The sequence below is a fragment of the Cognatundibacterium rugosum genome (assembly GCF_014284365.1).
GTDB lineage: Bacteria > Pseudomonadota > Gammaproteobacteria > Burkholderiales > Burkholderiaceae_D > Undibacterium > Undibacterium rugosum.
In genome coordinates this window covers 14672-30927 of record NZ_JACOGG010000006.1, presented here as the reverse complement: position 1 = coordinate 30927, position 16256 = coordinate 14672, and the positions used below count along the sequence as shown (strand labels likewise).

General features: G+C 52.3%; 17 protein-coding genes. 6 read left to right on the top strand and 11 right to left on the bottom strand.

Going from position 1 to position 16256, the window contains the following annotated elements:
- The first annotated feature begins 2 nt into the window (after positions 1–2).
- Together glcE and glcF are read left to right on the top strand one after the other, a co-directional pair.
- Entirely contained in the window at positions 3–1070 is a 1068-nt protein-coding gene (gene glcE, locus H8K47_RS07090; RefSeq protein ID WP_186880717.1) for a glycolate oxidase subunit GlcE, read from the top strand.
- A gap of 5 nt (positions 1071–1075) precedes the next feature.
- Entirely contained in the window at positions 1076–2320 is a 1245-nt protein-coding gene (gene glcF / locus H8K47_RS07085) for a glycolate oxidase subunit GlcF (protein ID WP_186880716.1), read from the top strand.
- Between the two features lie 103 nt (positions 2321–2423).
- On the opposite strand, the gene H8K47_RS07080 is transcribed toward glcF, so the two are convergent.
- From H8K47_RS07080 to H8K47_RS07070, 3 genes are read right to left on the bottom strand one after another with little or no spacing between them, the layout of a single operon-like run.
- Positions 2424–2906, bottom strand: a complete 483-nt coding sequence (locus H8K47_RS07080) for a glutathione peroxidase (protein WP_186880715.1) — start codon at positions 2904–2906, stop codon at positions 2424–2426.
- A gap of 1 nt (position 2907) precedes the next feature.
- Positions 2908–4044 (bottom strand): PilT/PilU family type 4a pilus ATPase, encoded by a 1137-nt coding sequence (locus H8K47_RS07075; protein ID WP_186880714.1) that lies wholly within the window; start codon positions 4042–4044, stop codon positions 2908–2910.
- A gap of 21 nt (positions 4045–4065) precedes the next feature.
- Positions 4066–5109: a type IV pilus twitching motility protein PilT gene (locus H8K47_RS07070; RefSeq protein WP_186880713.1), complete on the bottom strand. Its 1044-nt coding sequence runs from the start codon at positions 5107–5109 to the stop codon at positions 4066–4068.
- 101 nt (positions 5110–5210) lie between these two features.
- Between H8K47_RS07070 and H8K47_RS07065 the strand changes: the two genes are divergently transcribed.
- The 3 genes from H8K47_RS07065 (at position 5211) to H8K47_RS07055 (ending at position 8882) form a co-directional block, all read left to right on the top strand.
- Positions 5211–5915 carry a YggS family pyridoxal phosphate-dependent enzyme gene (locus tag H8K47_RS07065; RefSeq protein ID WP_186880712.1) on the top strand — a complete coding sequence of 235 codons (705 nt, stop codon included), beginning with the start codon at positions 5211–5213 and terminating at the stop codon, positions 5913–5915.
- Positions 5905–6747, top strand: coding sequence for a pyrroline-5-carboxylate reductase (gene proC, locus H8K47_RS07060; RefSeq protein WP_230405276.1), 843 nt, complete (start codon positions 5905–5907; stop codon positions 6745–6747). Before H8K47_RS07065 ends, proC begins: the two co-directional genes overlap by 11 nt.
- Before the next feature lie 362 nt (positions 6748–7109).
- The gene (locus H8K47_RS07055) at positions 7110–8882 is read left to right on the top strand and encodes an ArnT family glycosyltransferase (protein WP_186880711.1); all 1773 of its coding nucleotides are present in this window, start codon (positions 7110–7112) and stop codon (positions 8880–8882) included.
- Here H8K47_RS07055 and H8K47_RS07050 read toward each other — a convergent pair.
- The 5 genes from H8K47_RS07050 to H8K47_RS07030 form a co-directional block, all read right to left on the bottom strand.
- Positions 8874–9200 (bottom strand): YqjK family protein, encoded by a 327-nt coding sequence (locus tag H8K47_RS07050; protein WP_186880710.1) that lies wholly within the window; start codon positions 9198–9200, stop codon positions 8874–8876. The two genes, H8K47_RS07055 and H8K47_RS07050, sit on opposite strands and share 9 nt — an antisense overlap.
- Positions 9201–9584, bottom strand: a complete 384-nt coding sequence (locus H8K47_RS07045; RefSeq protein ID WP_186880709.1) for a phage holin family protein — start codon at positions 9582–9584, stop codon at positions 9201–9203.
- 3 nt (positions 9585–9587) lie between these two features.
- Complete coding sequence (locus H8K47_RS07040) at positions 9588–9899, bottom strand: ElaB/YgaM/YqjD family protein (RefSeq protein ID WP_186880708.1); 312 nt, start codon at positions 9897–9899, stop codon at positions 9588–9590.
- Between the two features lie 159 nt (positions 9900–10058).
- Positions 10059–10922, bottom strand: a complete 864-nt coding sequence (gene ubiA, locus H8K47_RS07035) for a 4-hydroxybenzoate octaprenyltransferase (protein WP_186880707.1) — start codon at positions 10920–10922, stop codon at positions 10059–10061.
- A 48-nt stretch (positions 10923–10970) separates the two neighbouring features.
- Entirely contained in the window at positions 10971–11186 is a 216-nt protein-coding gene (locus H8K47_RS07030) for a hypothetical protein (protein WP_186880706.1), read from the bottom strand.
- Between the two features lie 210 nt (positions 11187–11396).
- Between H8K47_RS07030 and H8K47_RS07025 the strand changes: the two genes are divergently transcribed.
- Positions 11397–12185: a helix-turn-helix domain-containing protein gene (locus tag H8K47_RS07025; RefSeq protein ID WP_186880705.1), complete on the top strand. Its 789-nt coding sequence runs from the start codon at positions 11397–11399 to the stop codon at positions 12183–12185.
- Here H8K47_RS07025 and H8K47_RS07020 read toward each other — a convergent pair.
- The 3 genes from H8K47_RS07020 to H8K47_RS07010 all read right to left on the bottom strand — a co-directional run bounded on the left by H8K47_RS07020 (position 12158) and on the right by H8K47_RS07010 (position 16124).
- The gene (locus H8K47_RS07020; protein ID WP_186880704.1) at positions 12158–14476 is read right to left on the bottom strand and encodes a patatin-like phospholipase family protein; all 2319 of its coding nucleotides are present in this window, start codon (positions 14474–14476) and stop codon (positions 12158–12160) included. The genes H8K47_RS07025 and H8K47_RS07020 overlap by 28 nt on opposite strands.
- Before the next feature lie 86 nt (positions 14477–14562).
- On the bottom strand, positions 14563–15114 hold the full coding sequence (locus H8K47_RS07015) for a GNAT family N-acetyltransferase (protein ID WP_186880703.1): 552 nt from the start codon (positions 15112–15114) through the stop codon (positions 14563–14565).
- A gap of 65 nt (positions 15115–15179) precedes the next feature.
- Positions 15180–16124, bottom strand: a complete 945-nt coding sequence (locus H8K47_RS07010) for a hydrogen peroxide-inducible genes activator (RefSeq protein WP_186880702.1) — start codon at positions 16122–16124, stop codon at positions 15180–15182.
- Positions 16125–16256: the final 132 nt, after the last annotated feature.

Below are 16256 nucleotides of genomic sequence, written 5' to 3'. Positions count from 1 at the left end.
CAATGACTAATCCCGTCCTAAATGATTTCCGCGAACAGGTACTGACTGCCGCTGCGCATGCTGAGCCATTACACCTACAAGGCGGCGGCAGCAAAGCCTGGTATGGACGGCACAGCAGCGGGCAATTGCTGGATACGCGGGCTTACCGTGGTATTTTGTCTTATGAGCCGACCGAGCTGGTCATTACTGCCTGCGCCGGTACTCCCTTGCGTGAGATTGAAGCGGTGTTGGCGGAGCAGCAGCAAATGCTGGCCTGTGAAGTGCCACATTTTTCAGAGCATGCCACCTTTGGCGGCATGCTGGCAGCGGGCCTGGCTGGCCCACGTCGTCCGTATGCGGGTGCTGTAAAGGATTTTGTGTTGGGTACAGCATTCATGGACGGCCGTGGCCAGATTGCGGAATTTGGTGGTCAGGTCATGAAAAACGTCGCTGGCTATGATGTATCACGCATGCTGGCAGGCTCTTTGGGTACCTTGGGTCTGATCCTGCATGCTTCAGTCAAAGTGTTACCGAAGCCAGTGGCAGAAACCACGCTGGTATTTGCCTTGTCCGAAGCCGATGCGTTACGAAAAATGAATACCTGGGCTGGACAGCCCTTACCCATATCAGCGACTTGCTGGTATGTGGGGCGCTTGCTGGTGCGCCTGTCAGGTGCGCAGGCTGCGGTCGATGCTGCACGCCTCAGCATGGGGGGAGAAGAGATTACCGATGCCAGCACCTGGTGGCAGGCTTTGCGTGAGCAGACGCTGGACTATTTTTCCCAGGATGAGGCGCATGTTTTATGGCGCTTGTCCTTGCCACCGACAACGCCGGCTTTGTCTTTGACCGGAAAATCCCTGATCGAATGGGGGGGGGCGCAGCGTTGGCTATATAGCGATGAAAGCCCTGAACGCATACAGACACTGGCACGCGAAGCCGGTGGACATGCAAGTATTTTCCGCGGGGGCGACCGTCAGGCTGAGGTGTTCGCGCCCTTATCTGCCCCTTTGCTGCGCGTACACCAGCATTTGAAACAGGCATTTGACCCCGCAGGAATCTTCAATCCTGGCCGTATGTACAAGGATATTTGACGCTTATGCAAACCAAACTCGCCGATTTTATTAAAGACAGCCATGCCGGTCAGGAAGCGGACGAAATCCTGCGCAAATGCGTGCACTGCGGTTTTTGTACTGCGACTTGTCCCACCTACCAGTTACTGGGTGATGAGCTTGATGGACCAAGGGGGCGCATCTATCTGATCAAGCAGGTACTTGAGGGGCAACCCGCTACTGAGAAAACCCAGCAACATCTGGACCGTTGCCTGACCTGTCGCAATTGTGAAAGCACTTGCCCATCCGGAGTGAAATACAGCCGCTTGCTGGATATAGGGCGCGCCGTAGTTGAGCAGCAAGTCGGTCGATCGGTCACGCAGACCTTGCTGCGTAAAAGCCTCAGCACGGCTCTGCCGCGTCCATGGATATTCCGGCCAGCGATGCAGGCTGGACAATTACTGCGCCCGGTATTGCCACAGTTCCTAAAAAATAAAATCCCGTTACGCAAAGCGGCACAGCCTGTATTGCCATTGTCTGTGACTGTGCGGCCAAATAGTCGCATGCTGTTGCTGGATGGCTGTGTCCAGCCTGCGATGGCGCCGGAAATCAATCTGGCGGCGCGGCGTGTAATGGCCGCACTGGGCACAGAACTGATCGTGGCACCGAAAGCCGGTTGCTGTGGCGCGATACGTCATCATCTGAATGAGCAGGAGGCTGCACTACAGGATATGCGCCGTAATATTGATGCCTGGTGGCCCGCGATCGAAGCGGGTGTGGATGCCATTTTGATGACGACTTCAGGTTGCGGTGTGACGGTCAAGGAATATGGCCATTTGCTGGCACATGACCCAGCCTATGCGGAGAAAGCAGCCAGGGTCACGGCCTTGTGCAAAGACCTGAGTGAGGTATTGGCAGAGCGTGAGCCGCAGATACGCGCGCTGGTGAAACGCCCTGTTGAACAAAAGATAGTCTGGCATCCGCCATGTACTTTGCAGCATGGCCAGCAAATACGTGGCAAGGTAGAGTCCTTGCTGCGTGCGGTGGGCGTGGATGTCAGCCTGTGTGCCGACAGCCATTTATGTTGTGGTTCAGCGGGTACCTACTCGGTGTTACAGCCGCGCCTGGCTTACCAGTTGCGCGACCAGAAGTTAAAGCAATTACTGGCCAGTCAGCCGGTCGCAGTGGTGTCAGCCAACATCGGCTGTATCACGCATCTGCAATCCGGAACGGATACGCCAGTGCAGCATTGGATAGAATGGATAGATCAGGCTTTTTCTGCGTCTGCATGAACATTGCTGCGGCGCTTTGTATGCACTAGCTTGCCCCTGAAACGAACCCAGCACACCTGATGTGTGCTGGGTTGTACTTAGTTTGAAAGCAGCAGACGGGTTCTTATTTCGCGAGTAAAGCCTCAATATCCTTGATCAGGTCTTCAGGCGTCGTTTGCGGTGCATAGCGTTTATATACACTGCCATCCTGGCGTATCAGGAATTTAGTGAAATTCCATTTGATGGCCTGAGTTCCAAGCAGGCCGGGAGCGGCTGCTTTCAGGTGCTGATACAACGGATGCGCGTGAGCACCATTCACTTCTACTTTTTCAAATAAAGGGAAGGTTACACCAAAGTTTTTTTCACAGAAGCTGCCTATCTCTGAGGAGTTGCCGGGTTCCTGATGACCGAACTGATTGCATGGGAAACCGAGTACCTCCACACCACGTTCTTTGAATTGCTGGTACACCGCTTCCAGTCCCTTGTATTGCGGCGTAAAGCCACATTGGCTCGCGGTATTCACAACCAACACCAGCTGACCCAGATACTGGCTCAGATCAACAGGTTTGCCACTGAGGTCGTTAGCAGAAAAGGCGAGTGCGTGCATATCAGACGATTCCTAAATGATGGGTTCCGGCGCTCAGGTCGCGCTCTTTGGCCTCTTTGCCGTTGAGCATAATAGCGAGTCGCAGTTCATTGACCGAGTCTGCGTTGCGTAAAGCGTCTTCATACGAGATTTTATCTGCTTCGTGCAAATCGAACAGCGCCTGGTCAAAAGTCTGCATACCCAGTTCACGCGATTTTTTCATGATCTCTTTAATTTCATGTACCTGACCCTTGAAAATCAGATCTGAAATCAACGGGGAATTGAGCATGATCTCAACCGCAGCAACGCGGCCCTTACGTCCTTTGAGTGGGATCAGCCGCTGCGAAATCACAGCTTTCAGATTCAGCGATAAATCCATCAATAACTGAGCACGACGTTCTTCCGGAAAAAAGTTAATGATACGATCCAGTGCCTGGTTCGAGCTGTTGGCATGCAGTGTAGCCAGGCACAAATGGCCTGTCTCAGCAAAGGCGACTGCAAAATCCATGGTTTCTCGGTCGCGGATTTCACCAATCTGAATGACGTCCGGTGCCTGCCGCAGAGAGTTTTTCAGCGCTGCACCCCAGTCTTCGGTATCAATGCCTACCTCACGTTGGGTCACGATGCAATTCGCATGTGGATGCACGTATTCAATCGGATCTTCGATCGTAATAATATGACCGTGGCTGTTCTGATTGCGGTAGCCGACCATGGCGGCCAGCGAAGTTGATTTACCTGAGCCAGTCGCACCCACCATGATGACCAGACCACGCTTGGTCATGGCGACTTCCTTCAGATTATCCGGCAGTCCCAGATCTTCTAATTTAGGAATGGCAGTCGTGATGGTACGCAGCACCAGACCGACGCGGCCTTGCTGCATAAAAGCTGATACGCGGAAGCGTCCCATGCCAGCCGGATTGATCGCGAAATTGCATTCCTTGGTCGATTCAAATTCAGCGGCCTGCTTGTCGTTCATGATGGCGCGTGCCAAATCGACGGTGTGTGCGGGCGTCAGCGGCTGATTCGATACGGGCGTCACCTTGCCATCAATTTTGAAGGCTGGTGGGAAGTCCGCTGTGATAAATAAGTCGGAACCATTTTTGCTGAGCATCAGCCGCAGCAGGTCGTGCATAAATTTGGTAGCCTGATCGCGTTCCATGTGTTTATCTCCAGTTCAGCATCAGCCAGGGAAGTTTTCAGGGATTTTTGCTGCGCCACGTGCGGTGGCGACAGAAATCACATTACGTCTGACCAGATCGGTCAGATTCTGATCCAGGGTCTGCATGCCGACATTGTTACCTGTCTGAATCGCGGAATACATCTGTGCGATTTTGGCTTCACGGATCAGATTGCGAATAGCCGGTGTACCCACCATGATTTCATGCGCAGCCACCCGTCCGGAGCCATCCTTGGTCTTTAGCAGCGTCTGGGAAATGATCGCCTGCAGTGATTCGGATAGCATGGAGCGTACCATTTCTTTTTCTTCTGCCGGAAATACGTCGACAATACGATCTATAGTCTTTGCAGCGGATGAGGTATGCAATGTGCCAAACACCAGATGGCCGGTTTCTGCAGCAGTCAGTGCCAGGCGTATGGTTTCCAGATCACGCAACTCACCGACCAGTATCGCGTCCGGATCTTCACGCAGCGCCGAGCGTAAAGCATTATTGAAGGACATGGTGTGCGGGCCGACTTCGCGCTGATTGATCAGGCATTTTTTTGATTCGTGTACGAATTCTATCGGGTCTTCGACGGTCAGAATGTGGCCGTATTCATTTTCATTGAGATGATTCACCATGGCCGCCAGCGTGGTCGACTTACCCGAACCCGTCGGGCCGGTTACCAGTACCAGACCACGCGGTTTCAGCGCCAGATCGGCAAAAATACGCGGCGTGTTTAACTGTTCCAGTGTCAGGATTTTAGATGGAATGGTACGCATGACCGCTGCCGGTCCTCGCTCCTGATTAAATGCATTAACACGGAAGCGGGCCAGACCGGGGATAGCAAAGGAAAAGTCGCATTCCAGCGTTTCTTCATAAGTTTTACGCTGAGCGTCATTCATGATGTCATAGATCAGCTCATGCACATCTTTATGTTCCAGTGGCGGCAGATTAATGCGGCGCACATCCCCATGCACGCGTATCATCGGCGGCAATCCTGAGGATAAGTGAAGATCGGAAGCGTTATTCTTGACCGAGAACGCCAGCAGTTCAGAAATGTCCATTTATAATTCCGGAAAGTATTGATGCCGATTGATTTACTGATATGGCTGCAGACGGCCACAAGGCCCGCCTATGCCAGACCAGCACAGAAGAGTAGTTGATTATGTCCTTAATATCTGACAACTTGCAAGCCGTCAGCCAGCATATCCGCGCCACTGAGAAGCAGTATAACCGCCAGCCGCGGGAGGTAAGCTTGCTTGCTGTTTCAAAAACTTTCCCGGTCCAGGCAATTATTGAGGCGGCGCAATGGGGGCAAGTCGCTTTTGGTGAAAATTATCTGCAAGAAGCGCTCGATAAAATACAATTTGTGAGGGAAAATCAGCCCGAGCTGGCGCTGGAATGGCATTTCATTGGGCCGATACAAAGTAATAAAACACGAGCTATCGCTGAACATTTTCAATGGGTGCATTCAGTCGACCGTGAAAAAATCGCACAAAGATTATCTGAACAGCGCCCCGCCACGCTGCCTCCTCTTAACATTTGCTTACAAATTAATATCAGTGGCGAGGTCAGTAAGAGCGGGGTGCCGCCTGCGGAGGCGGTCGATCTGGCTTTGCGTATTGCCGGTTTGCCTCAGTTACGCTTAAGGGGCCTGATGGCTGTACCTGAGCCCAGCGAGAACCTGGCAGAGCAGCGCGCTGCCTTTGCTGCACTCAGAAAGATTCAGGAGACACTGCAGCAACGTGGGCTGGCGCTGGACACCCTATCGATGGGGATGAGCAGCGATCTGGACGCTGCGATTGCTGAGGGTAGTACTATGGTTCGTATCGGAACCGCTATTTTCGGGAAAAGAGATTATGCCAAATAAAACCAATCATCCTAAATTGAAAATCGCCTTTATTGGCGGCGGCAATATGGCGGCTGCGCTGATGGGAGGCATCATTCCTGCAGTGGCGCTTGCCAGTGATGTGCACGTGGTTGATGTCAGTCAGTTGAGTCTGACACGGCTGGAAGGGGAGTATGGCGTCAGTACTGCACTGCAGGCAGACCAAAAAGTGGCTGACGCCGATGTGATTGTGTTGGCGGTGAAGCCGCAGCAAATGCGCGATGTGATTCAGAGTCTGCAGCCTTTTCTGACGAAGCAACTCCTGATCTCAATCGCAGCTGGCATACGCGCTGCGGATATGTCGCGCTGGCTGAATAGCTATCCGCATATAGTGCGCTCTATGCCAAATACACCCGCAATGGTAGGGAAGGGTATTACGGGCCTCTATGCGCTTGCTGGTGTCACGCAGGATCAAAAGCAGATCGCAGAAACTATTCTGTCTGCAGTGGGCATGACCTCCTGGTTTGAGGATGAAGCTCAAATCGACGCGGTGACTGCGATCTCCGGCAGTGGCCCGGCCTATGTCTTTTATTTCATTGAAGCGCTGGAACAGGCTGCGCTGGAGTTAGGTTTTTCAGCTGCGCAAGCCAGCCAGTTCGCAATTGCTACTTTTGAAGGCGCAGCCAGCCTGGCTTTACATGCGGATGAACCGGTAGCCACTTTACGCGAGAAAGTCACTTCAAAAGGTGGGACTACTTTTGCAGCCGTGAGCAGCATGCAGGAGGCGGGTATTCAGGCCGCTATCGTGCGCGCAACGATAGCAGCCGCACAGCGCGCCACCGAGCTAGGTGATGAATTCGGTCGCCAATCCTGAGTGTCTGCCCGACTGCTTAGTTTGTGTTTGATACGATGCAGCCCCCGCATGTTCGCGGCAAGAGCGCCGGTTTGTACCTGGACAATTGCTGGCGTCATGCCCATTCCCTGGTAGTTGTTACAACATTGTTACCAGTAAGATGGGTGAGAGTAGCTATGTGAATACGTGGTATTGAGGAGGAAGTTGTAATTGTGAAATATAAGTCTATGATTTTATAGGAAAAACTAAATATATTTCTCAAAAATACTGGAAACATCTGCCGCAAATCCGATACAATCCGTTACTTTAACTGGCGGAGCGTTACTTAACTTTTGAGTGCCTTCAGCCACCTGAACCTGGATGCTAGGATAGGCAAACAAAAGATGATGGCTGAGAGTGACGCGCGATGGAGTCCCATAGTCTGGATACACACTGCTGTATCGGGTATTTGCCGTTCGTTGACGAATGTGCGTTTCCTGCGTATGGAGCGTGGTGCCGCCTTAGTACTCCTGCTGGGTATGGTCTATTTGTTTCCTGGCCTGATCGGGCATGATCCCTGGAAACAGGATGAAACTTATATATTTGGCATTATTCAACACATGGTGGAAACCGGTGACTGGATCGTGCCGACGATGGCTGGTGAACCGTTTATGGAAAAGCCGCCTTTGTATTACTGGCTGGCGAGTGTGCTGGCGGTTAGTTTTTCCTCTTTCTTACCTTTACATGATGGTGCACGTCTGGCAACGGGCGTTTTTATGTTGATCACCTGCTGGGCAACTGCCTGGACCAGTCAGCAATGGTGGGGGCGGCAGCAGGGACGGTTTGCCATATTTGCCTTATTGGGATGCATAGGCTTGATACTGCATTCCCATATGATGTTGACGGACGTACCTTTGCTGACCGGTTTTGCTGTGGCGATGGCTGGCTTGGTGCACCCGGAAAAATCTCCCCTGCGCTCAGGATGCTTGCTAGGAACGGGTATCGGTATCGGCTTCATGGCAAAAGGCGTGCTCGGGCTTGCTATTTTCGGGTTGACGGCGCTTTTGTTGCCCCTACTGTTTGCCAATTGGCGTCACCGTCACTATCTGAAGGCTTTGTGCTACGCCTTTTTATTCGCTTTGCCCTGGATGTTGATCTGGCCGCTGGCCTTATATTTGCGTTCTTATCCGTTGTTTATGGACTGGTTCTGGCTGAATAATGTGGGTCGTTTTTTTGGTTTTTCTGTCGCCCAGCTGGGTGCGCCGCACACCTATGCATTCTGGCGTACAACCTTGCCCTGGTTCTTGTTTCCCGCATGGCCTTTGGCTTTACTGACACTCTGGCGTTATCGTCAGCAATGGAAAAGCAACGCAGCTTTGCAGTGTTGCGTACTGGTTGCCGGACTCATGATGCTGGTATTGTGGAAGTCGGCATCCGCCAGGGATAATTATGCATTGCCTTTAATTTTGCCTTTTGCTTTGCTGGCAGCACCTGCCGCTGGCAGTCTGAGCCAGCGTTGGGATAGCTTGTTGAGCTGGAGTGCGCGCATCGTGTTTACGTCAGCTGCGATTGGACTGTGGTGGATCTGGGGCGTGATGCTGACCGAGGGGAAACCGCCTGCATGGGGCTGGCTGACCCGTATGCTGCCTGAAGATTTCAGTCCTGTACTTTCCTGGTCTTCGGCAGCGATCGCATTCCTGTTGAGCGTTGCTTGCCTGTACTTGGTGATTGCAACCCGTAATAGCCGTGGCCGTGGTTTGACGAACTGGATGGCAGGTGTCAGCGTTTGCTGGATGTTATTGGTCAGTCTGCTTTTACCCTGGGTCGATCATGCCAAAAGTTATCGTAGCGTGTTCGCTGAAATGGAGACGGCGTTGCCTGAGCGTTTCGACTGTATGGCCAGTAAAGATCTGGGCGAGTCTGAACGGGCAATGCTGCGCTATTTTTCCGGCATCATTACTTCTCGCCAGGAGGTACAGCCAGATCAAGAATGTGATTTATTGCTGGTCAACGGCTTGAATGAGATCAAGCCTGCTGAATTTCTCACACATCCGGAATGGCAACTGGTATGGGAAGGTGCACGTCCGGGGGATCAGCGCGAGCGCTTATGGTTATTTGCTTCACGCAAAATTCATCACCAGTTTGCCGCCATAGATCGCCACCAGGCTTTACGGTGATGCGACATCTTTGGATGAAGCTGAATTAGACGGATTGATTTCGCGCCAGATCATCCAGGCCTGTAATGCCGTTTTGGCGATGCTTAACACGCGCCGTGGTCTGAGCCATACCAGGCCTGCGGCCAATGTCGCTGTGAGTAAGGGATGCTGCTTGGCGCGACCGAACAGATTGATGCCCAGTCTCTGACCTGCGGCCGCCAGGTTTAACGAGCCGGATAATTCACTTTTTTGCAGGCTGAACAGCTGACGCTGAGCCTGAATTTTGACGAGCAATGCCTGTTTCCTGCGCGCGAGTTGATGAGCTTGCTTATGCATCATTTACTCCTGCGTCGTAGCGCTTGTGGGCACTTGCAATCCCTGTACGTCTTTATCGAGTTCACCCAGCGTAGCGCTCAGAAAACGTGGGCGTTGACTCAATTGCTGACGAACCCTGAGTGCGATACCGACCGCGCCAGTTACGAAAAACAGGATCATTCCGCTGATTAAAGCGACCCGGTGTGTTTCCCAAAATACGGCGATCAATAATAGGGCGGCCAGCATGGTCGCGAAGCAGGCACAGAATAAGGCCGCTAAAGACCATAACAGCATAGAGGAAAAACGCTGCAGTTCTTCCTCTACTTCCACAGAAGCCAATGCCAGCCGCGTCTGCAGCATATCTGCAAACGTGGCTGTCAATTGCCGGATGGAGTCCAGAACCGCCATGGATCAGCGACTGCGGCCAACGAGTAAGCCGACCAGCAAGCCGATACCGGCTGCGATACCGGCGGATTGCCATGGATTTTCTTTGACGTAGACGTCCGTTGCTTTGGCCGCGTCTCTGGTACGTGTCACAACCAGATCTTCTATCCTTGCCACTTCGGCTTTGGCATTGCGCAGCGTGTGTTCAAAACGTTCTTTGGCAGATTTAAAGCCTTCGCTGCCTTGTTGTTCACTGTTGCGTAACAAGTCTTCTGCATCTCTGATGACCTGATTCAGATCGTGCATCAGTTTTTCTTTATGCTGTTCTGCTGAGCTCATAGTTTTTTCCTTTGTAAAAAACATCGTTAACCACATCCACACATACCGCCTGGCGGTCAGACAGGAAATAGCTGCAACTCTTAGTCTAGGCAAGTATGGGTAAGACAATTTGCGACAAGTCAAACAAAGCGACGCCGGATACAGCGGCCAGAGTTACCTTTACTTTAAAGCATAGTCAAAGGCAATTCCAGCGAAGATTGCCGCTCCTAACCAGTTATTGTGGCGGAACGCTGCAAAACAAGACATACGATCACGATCTTTGATCAGTACATAGTGATAAAACGCACATAGCGCCGCAGCGGCGATACCAAGCAGAAAAATTTTTCCCAGACCGTTGTTCAGGCCAACCAGTGTAATGATACTCAGGCTGATGCCATAACACAGCATCACAGCCAGCACATCAAAGCGTCCAAAGGTAATTGCGGAAGTCTTGATACCTATTTTTAAGTCATCATCACGGTCGACCATCGCATATTCGGTATCGTAGGCGACTGCCCAGAACACATTGGCGACTAACAGGAGCCAGGCGCTGACCGGCAACAAACCCTGTATTGATGCATACGCCATAGGAATGCCGAAACCAAACGCAATGCCCAGGTAGGCCTGAGGAATAGCAAAAAAACGCTTGAAATACGGGTAGCTGGCCGCGATCAGTACGGCACAGACCGACAGCTGTTTGGTCAGGGTGTTGAGTGGAATAATGAGTGCGAACGAGATCAGTGCCAGCGCCGCAGCGACCGCAAGGGCTTCTTTTCCAGAGATTTTTCCGCTGGTGATGGGGCGCTCGGCGGTGCGTTTAACGTATTTGTCGAAATCACGGTCGGCATAATCGTTGACGGCACATCCGGCTGAGCGCATGAGTAAGGTGCCCAGGCTAAAAATCAGCAACAGCTTCCAGTCAGGAACACCGCCAGATGCGAGCCATAACGCAGCCAGTGTCGGCCACAACAGCAGCAGCGTACCGACCGGTTTATCAAGACGTATCAGACGTGAATACCAATAAAGACGTTCCGTAACAGACATGAAGGGCATACTCCAGTAAGCGATGCCCGCCATTATAAGGCTTAAGTTTTACATCAGTACCCTTTGCGGGCGAGTAAAAGAGGGCAAGGGTGTGCCAGGTTCTTCCGGAATCTGTTCATCACTCATCAACATATCGGTGTTGGCCGGACAGTTGGACGTTGCGGCGGGAGTATTGCCAGCCTGTTCGCGTCCGGTCAGAAATCCAGCCAGAAAAATGATCCCGGACAGAAGGAGGCAAATGGCATAGAGAGTGAAATTTTTCATGCTGGTTTGCTGTACTTTGCAGAATGCGGTCTGAGCGCGGGCAGCGATCGATGAGCGTGCTGATTGCTGAGACTGCGTGAATAAGAAAAAAGAAATAGTGTCGCAAGTTCAGAAAATTAGTACCATAGCATTTGGAAAGGTGTAAGATTTCCAATCTCAGGTAGCGTGCAGCGCTACCATGCCAATAATGCAAACTGATCAGGAGATAAAATGAGTTCACCGGAATTGCTGTTGCAGGTCTTGCGTTCAGAATTACGTGCTGCCGGCGTCACCTATAAAGTGCTGGCCGAGCGTATCCATATGAGTGAATCCAGCGTTAAACGCATGTTCGGTCAGAAGGATATGAGTCTGTCACGGCTGGCTGAAATCTGTAAGGCATCCGGAGTGGCGATGGAAGATATATTGCGTCAGGCTGCCGATGTCACACCGCACTCAGATACGCTGACGCTGGCACAGGAAAAATCCCTGATCGCTGCGCCCAAACTTTTACTGGTGGCGATTTGCTGCCTTGGTAACTGGACGATGGAACAGATTGTTGAGACTTATCAGATGACAGAATCAGAGTGCATCTTGCAGTTGATCGCACTCGACAAGCTGGAATTGATTGAATTACGCCCCAATAATCGCTACCGACTGAACGTATCACCGGCTTTTCACTGGTTACCAGATGGCCCGGTACAGCAGTATTTCCGCGATTATGTCGTGGCTGATTATTTCAACGGCAGCTTCGATCATAAAGGGGAAACTTTGTTATGTGTCCCGGCCCGGGTATCCAGCCGCAGTGCGCAGGAGGTGGTGCAAAAAATTCAGCAATTAGTCGCGGAGCTGGCGCGTTTGCATCAGGAAGACCGGCGCCTGAAAGCCGACGAGCGGGATGGATTTACTTTGCTGGTTGGCTTCCGCTCCTGGGAATTTTCCGCATTTACTGCTTTACGCCGTCCGGAAGCCAAACCTGAATTACCCAGTATGACTCACCAGATCGGTCCTAAGAAAAGATAAACTGAAGAACCCGCACCGCGGGTTGCTCCTACACCGAAATACAGGGGGCCAAACCGGGTGTCGACCGATAAGCTGGTACTGGCTGCCTGCTTCAGTTCATGTAAACGGAAGCTGTTTTCATTGCCGTAGGCACCACCCAGTTCTGCGGAAAAGCCCAATCGTATGGCACCGCCCACTGTCGCAGGCAAAGCACCGATTTTTTTTGCGATCAGTATGCGGCTAAAAACGTTAGCGTCACCCGTCAATGAATTTCTGGGTAAGCCGGACAGGCGTAAAAAACCACCCAGTGCGGAGGGGGCATTGCTATGTTGTGAGCGCCCCCATTCACCATATATGTGACCGGCCCAGTCACCGTACTGGAAAGCACGCATCATACTGATTTCCGAACTGGCCTGCGAAGGCTCACCGCTGTCTTTGCTGGGGGAGCGCTGCCACGATAAAGTCAGCAGCGAGCCTTTGCTCGGGAATGTAAGCGAATCGAGCGTATCAGCGCGGAAGCTCAGGAACTGTGTGGTATCAAAGAATTTGGTGTTGGGATCAATCGGTGCCACCGGAATGACACTGTTCAATTTTGCATAGCCACGCCGGATACCTGCCTCGATGCTTCCCCAGTTGCCGAGCTGGCGCCCCAGCAAGAACGAGACGCTGGTCTCACTGGCATTAATCCTGCCTACGCGTAATCCCTGACTGTAGTTGTCCAGTCCCGTCGCATTGTAATCAAAGCCAGGCGCGACATACCAGGGGGAGGCCGGTGCCAGCGGTTGCCAGAATTGCGTGCTGAATTCCTGGTGACTCCCGATTCTGGCAACTGAGCGCAATTCCGCGCCATAACGATTCAACGAAGAGGCCACATGCATGACGCTCAGGGAAAAACGATTATCTTCTGCAAAGTCGCTGGATAATTCTACCCCCAGGCGCAGACGGTTGCGGCTGGATTCGGATTCTTTCGCTTCTATCGTGACCTTACGCTCAGTGACTACGTCTTCAATCTTGGCTTCTACGGTATCGAGATCACCGCGTCCATATAACTTTGCCGTTGCGGCGCGGATCTGGTCTTGGGTCAGGCTATGGCCAGTCTCCAGTCCAGTCTGTGAAATCAGTGCCTGTGGATTAATGTATTGCGTGCCTTTGACTTCGATCTGGGTAATCGGCATAGCGACCAGACTGGTCTTGGCAGTACGGGTGGCGTGGGTGCGCTGGGCATCGACTACCTGGTATTGCGCTTCATCGACCGCATAATTGCGTAGTTTGCTTTGTAGCTGGAAGGTGGCATTTTCTCCCGCAGAAATCGCGCGGCGGTAAGCAGAAAAGTCCAGGAAACTGATGCCATCCAGTTTGGGGGCGATCAATACATCATTTACTTTCAGCTCCTTGATGGAACGCTGTACATTTTGCTCAGTTAATATCTGCAACATCTGGGTCGCGACATCAATCGCACTATGCAAATCTCTTTCCTTTGCCAACGGCGTTCCCACATTGACTGCAATGATCACATCCGCACCCATAGAGCGCGCCAGCTCGACCGGCAGATTACTGACCAGACCCCCATCGACCACCAGCTTATCTTTGATACGCACCGGGGCAAATACACCGGGAACGGCCAGCGAAGCGCGCATCGAGGCCAGCAGAGGGGTATCTGATAACTCCACCAGGTCGCCAGTAAGTAAGTCGGAGGCGACAGACCGGAAAGGCAGTGCTAATTGATTGACCGCATGATCTCGCATTCCTTCCGGTACCAGTCGGCCCAGAGCATGATCCAGGGTAGCATTGCCTGCTGCAGCTGCCGGTAAAAATACACCGGATTTGGTGACGGCCAGTTCCAGCCGGGTGGGAATAATCGTATCCTCAATTTTACGGCGATAGTCGAGGTCGTAACGTGCAGGGCGGTCTGCCATCACATGATCCCAGTCGGTTTCGATCACGATGCGTTCCAGCTCATCTGCCGTTCTGCCCGCTGCATACGCACCTCCGACCACCGCTCCCATGCTGGTTCCGACTACCACATCAACCGGCACCCGCATTTTTTGCAAAGCCCGTAACACGCCGATATGCGCAAAACCGCGAGCGCCGCCGCCAGACAATACCAATGCTATCCTCGGACGCTGGGTCAACGTGGTATCCGTTGCGGTATTCGTCGAGGTACGCGCTAAGGCATTTGCCGTTGGGAGCGTGGAGGCAGCATTGCCGCCAGGGTTAAGTACCTGGATTTGTGCACTGGTGGGAAGGCAGAGGCAGAGCAGCAGGCCAGACAGCAGCGTAGGAAATAAGGACATCAGGCGTGATAGCTTCATGAGAGGATGAATCCGAAAAAAACGAACAACGAACTGGAGAGAAAAATAGTTGACGCTTGCCAATAGATCGCATGGCGGCTCAGGCTTTAGTCTGGACGTACCGGGTCGATCAGCGCCATCAGTACGTGATCACGCCAACTGCCATTGATGTGCAGATAAGCTTTGGCATAGCCTTCCTGTTCGAATCCCAGGCTACGCAACAAAGCAGCACTGCGTGCATTTTCAGGAACATAGTTTGCCATTACTCTGTGCAAACCTTGTTGTCGGAACACGTAGTCCAGGCCAGCCTGCACTGCTTCGCGCATTAAGGCTTTGCCCTCGCAGTCGGCAGCAATGGCGTAGCCCAGATGGCAGGCCTGAAATGCGCCACGAACGACATTGCTGAAGTGGCAGATGCCTATCATCCTGTCCTCAAGCCAGATTGAGAAAGGAAATCCTGCACCACTGATAAATTGCTGATTGAACTGAGCAATACGTGCTTCGCAAGCCTGCAATGAAAAGTAATCAGATGGACGTTCAGGTTCCCAGGGCTGCAGATGGGTCTGATTGTCCAGCAAATAGCGCTGATAGAATGGACTATCCTCCAATTGCAATACACGTAAGGTCAGTCTTTCGGTTTGCAGGATAGGATAGGGCATAGCGGCCTCAGAAAATGGCAGTGGCCGAAGTATACAACTTTTGTTGTTTATATGGCAGTTTTTTGCTATTGCACGCTGGCGTCTTCACTGAGCATCGTGACGCCCGGTAAGGTGCAGGCCAGCACAGTCTGACGTATTGCTTCGATGGCAGCCTGACGGGTAAAACTTTTGCGCCAGGCGATCACGATTCTGCGCTCCGGCTCCGGTGCGGAAAACGGAACATACCGCAGCATGCCATCTTTGCTGCGCAAGTCAGCGACTGACGCTGCCGGCAATACAGTCAGACCTACACCGGATGCCACCATATGGCGTATGGTTTCGAGCGAAGAACCTTCAAAAGTGCGTGCGATACCATCGCCGGTCGTGGAAAAACGTGCCATTTCGGGACAGACTTCCAATACCTGATCACGGAAACAATGTCCGTTCCCGAGTAATAACATGGTTTCCGTCTTGAGTTCAGCAGCTGATATTTCTTCACGTTCAGCCCAGGCATGGTCCTTCGGCATGGCGACCACAAAGGGCTCGTCATACAAAGCCTGTATCATCATGCCGTGATCGGGCAAGGGCAACGCCATGATAGCTGCGTCGAGCTCACCCTGACGTAGTAATTCCAACAATTTGACCGTGAAATTTTCTTGCAGCACCAAAGGCATCTGCGGCACCCGCTCTATCATATTTTTGACCAGAGAGGGCAGCAGATAAGGACCTACGGTATAGATCACACCAAGGCGAAAAGGGCCAGCCAGCGGATCTTTATTTTGTTTGGCAATTTCTTTGATGGCAGCGGTTTGCTCTAATACCCGCTCAGCCTGTGCAACGATTTGTGCACCCAATGGGGTGGTCGACACTTCAGTGCCGCCACGCTCGAAAATGGTGACGCCCAGCTCATCTTCCAGCTTTTTGATTGCGACAGACAAGGTCGGTTGCGCCACAAAACAGGCCTCAGCGGCATGGCCAAAATGTTTTTGTCGGGCGACGGCGACGATGTATTTTAATTCGGTGAGTGTCATGGTCTTAGTTTGGCACAGACTTGGCGGCTCGTCAGCAAACTATTCAGCCAAAGATAAAAAAAACAGAATTCCGGTCAATGCTGCGTGACTAAAGCAGTTTCTTGCTACTTGAAATGGGACCAGGCGTGGTTT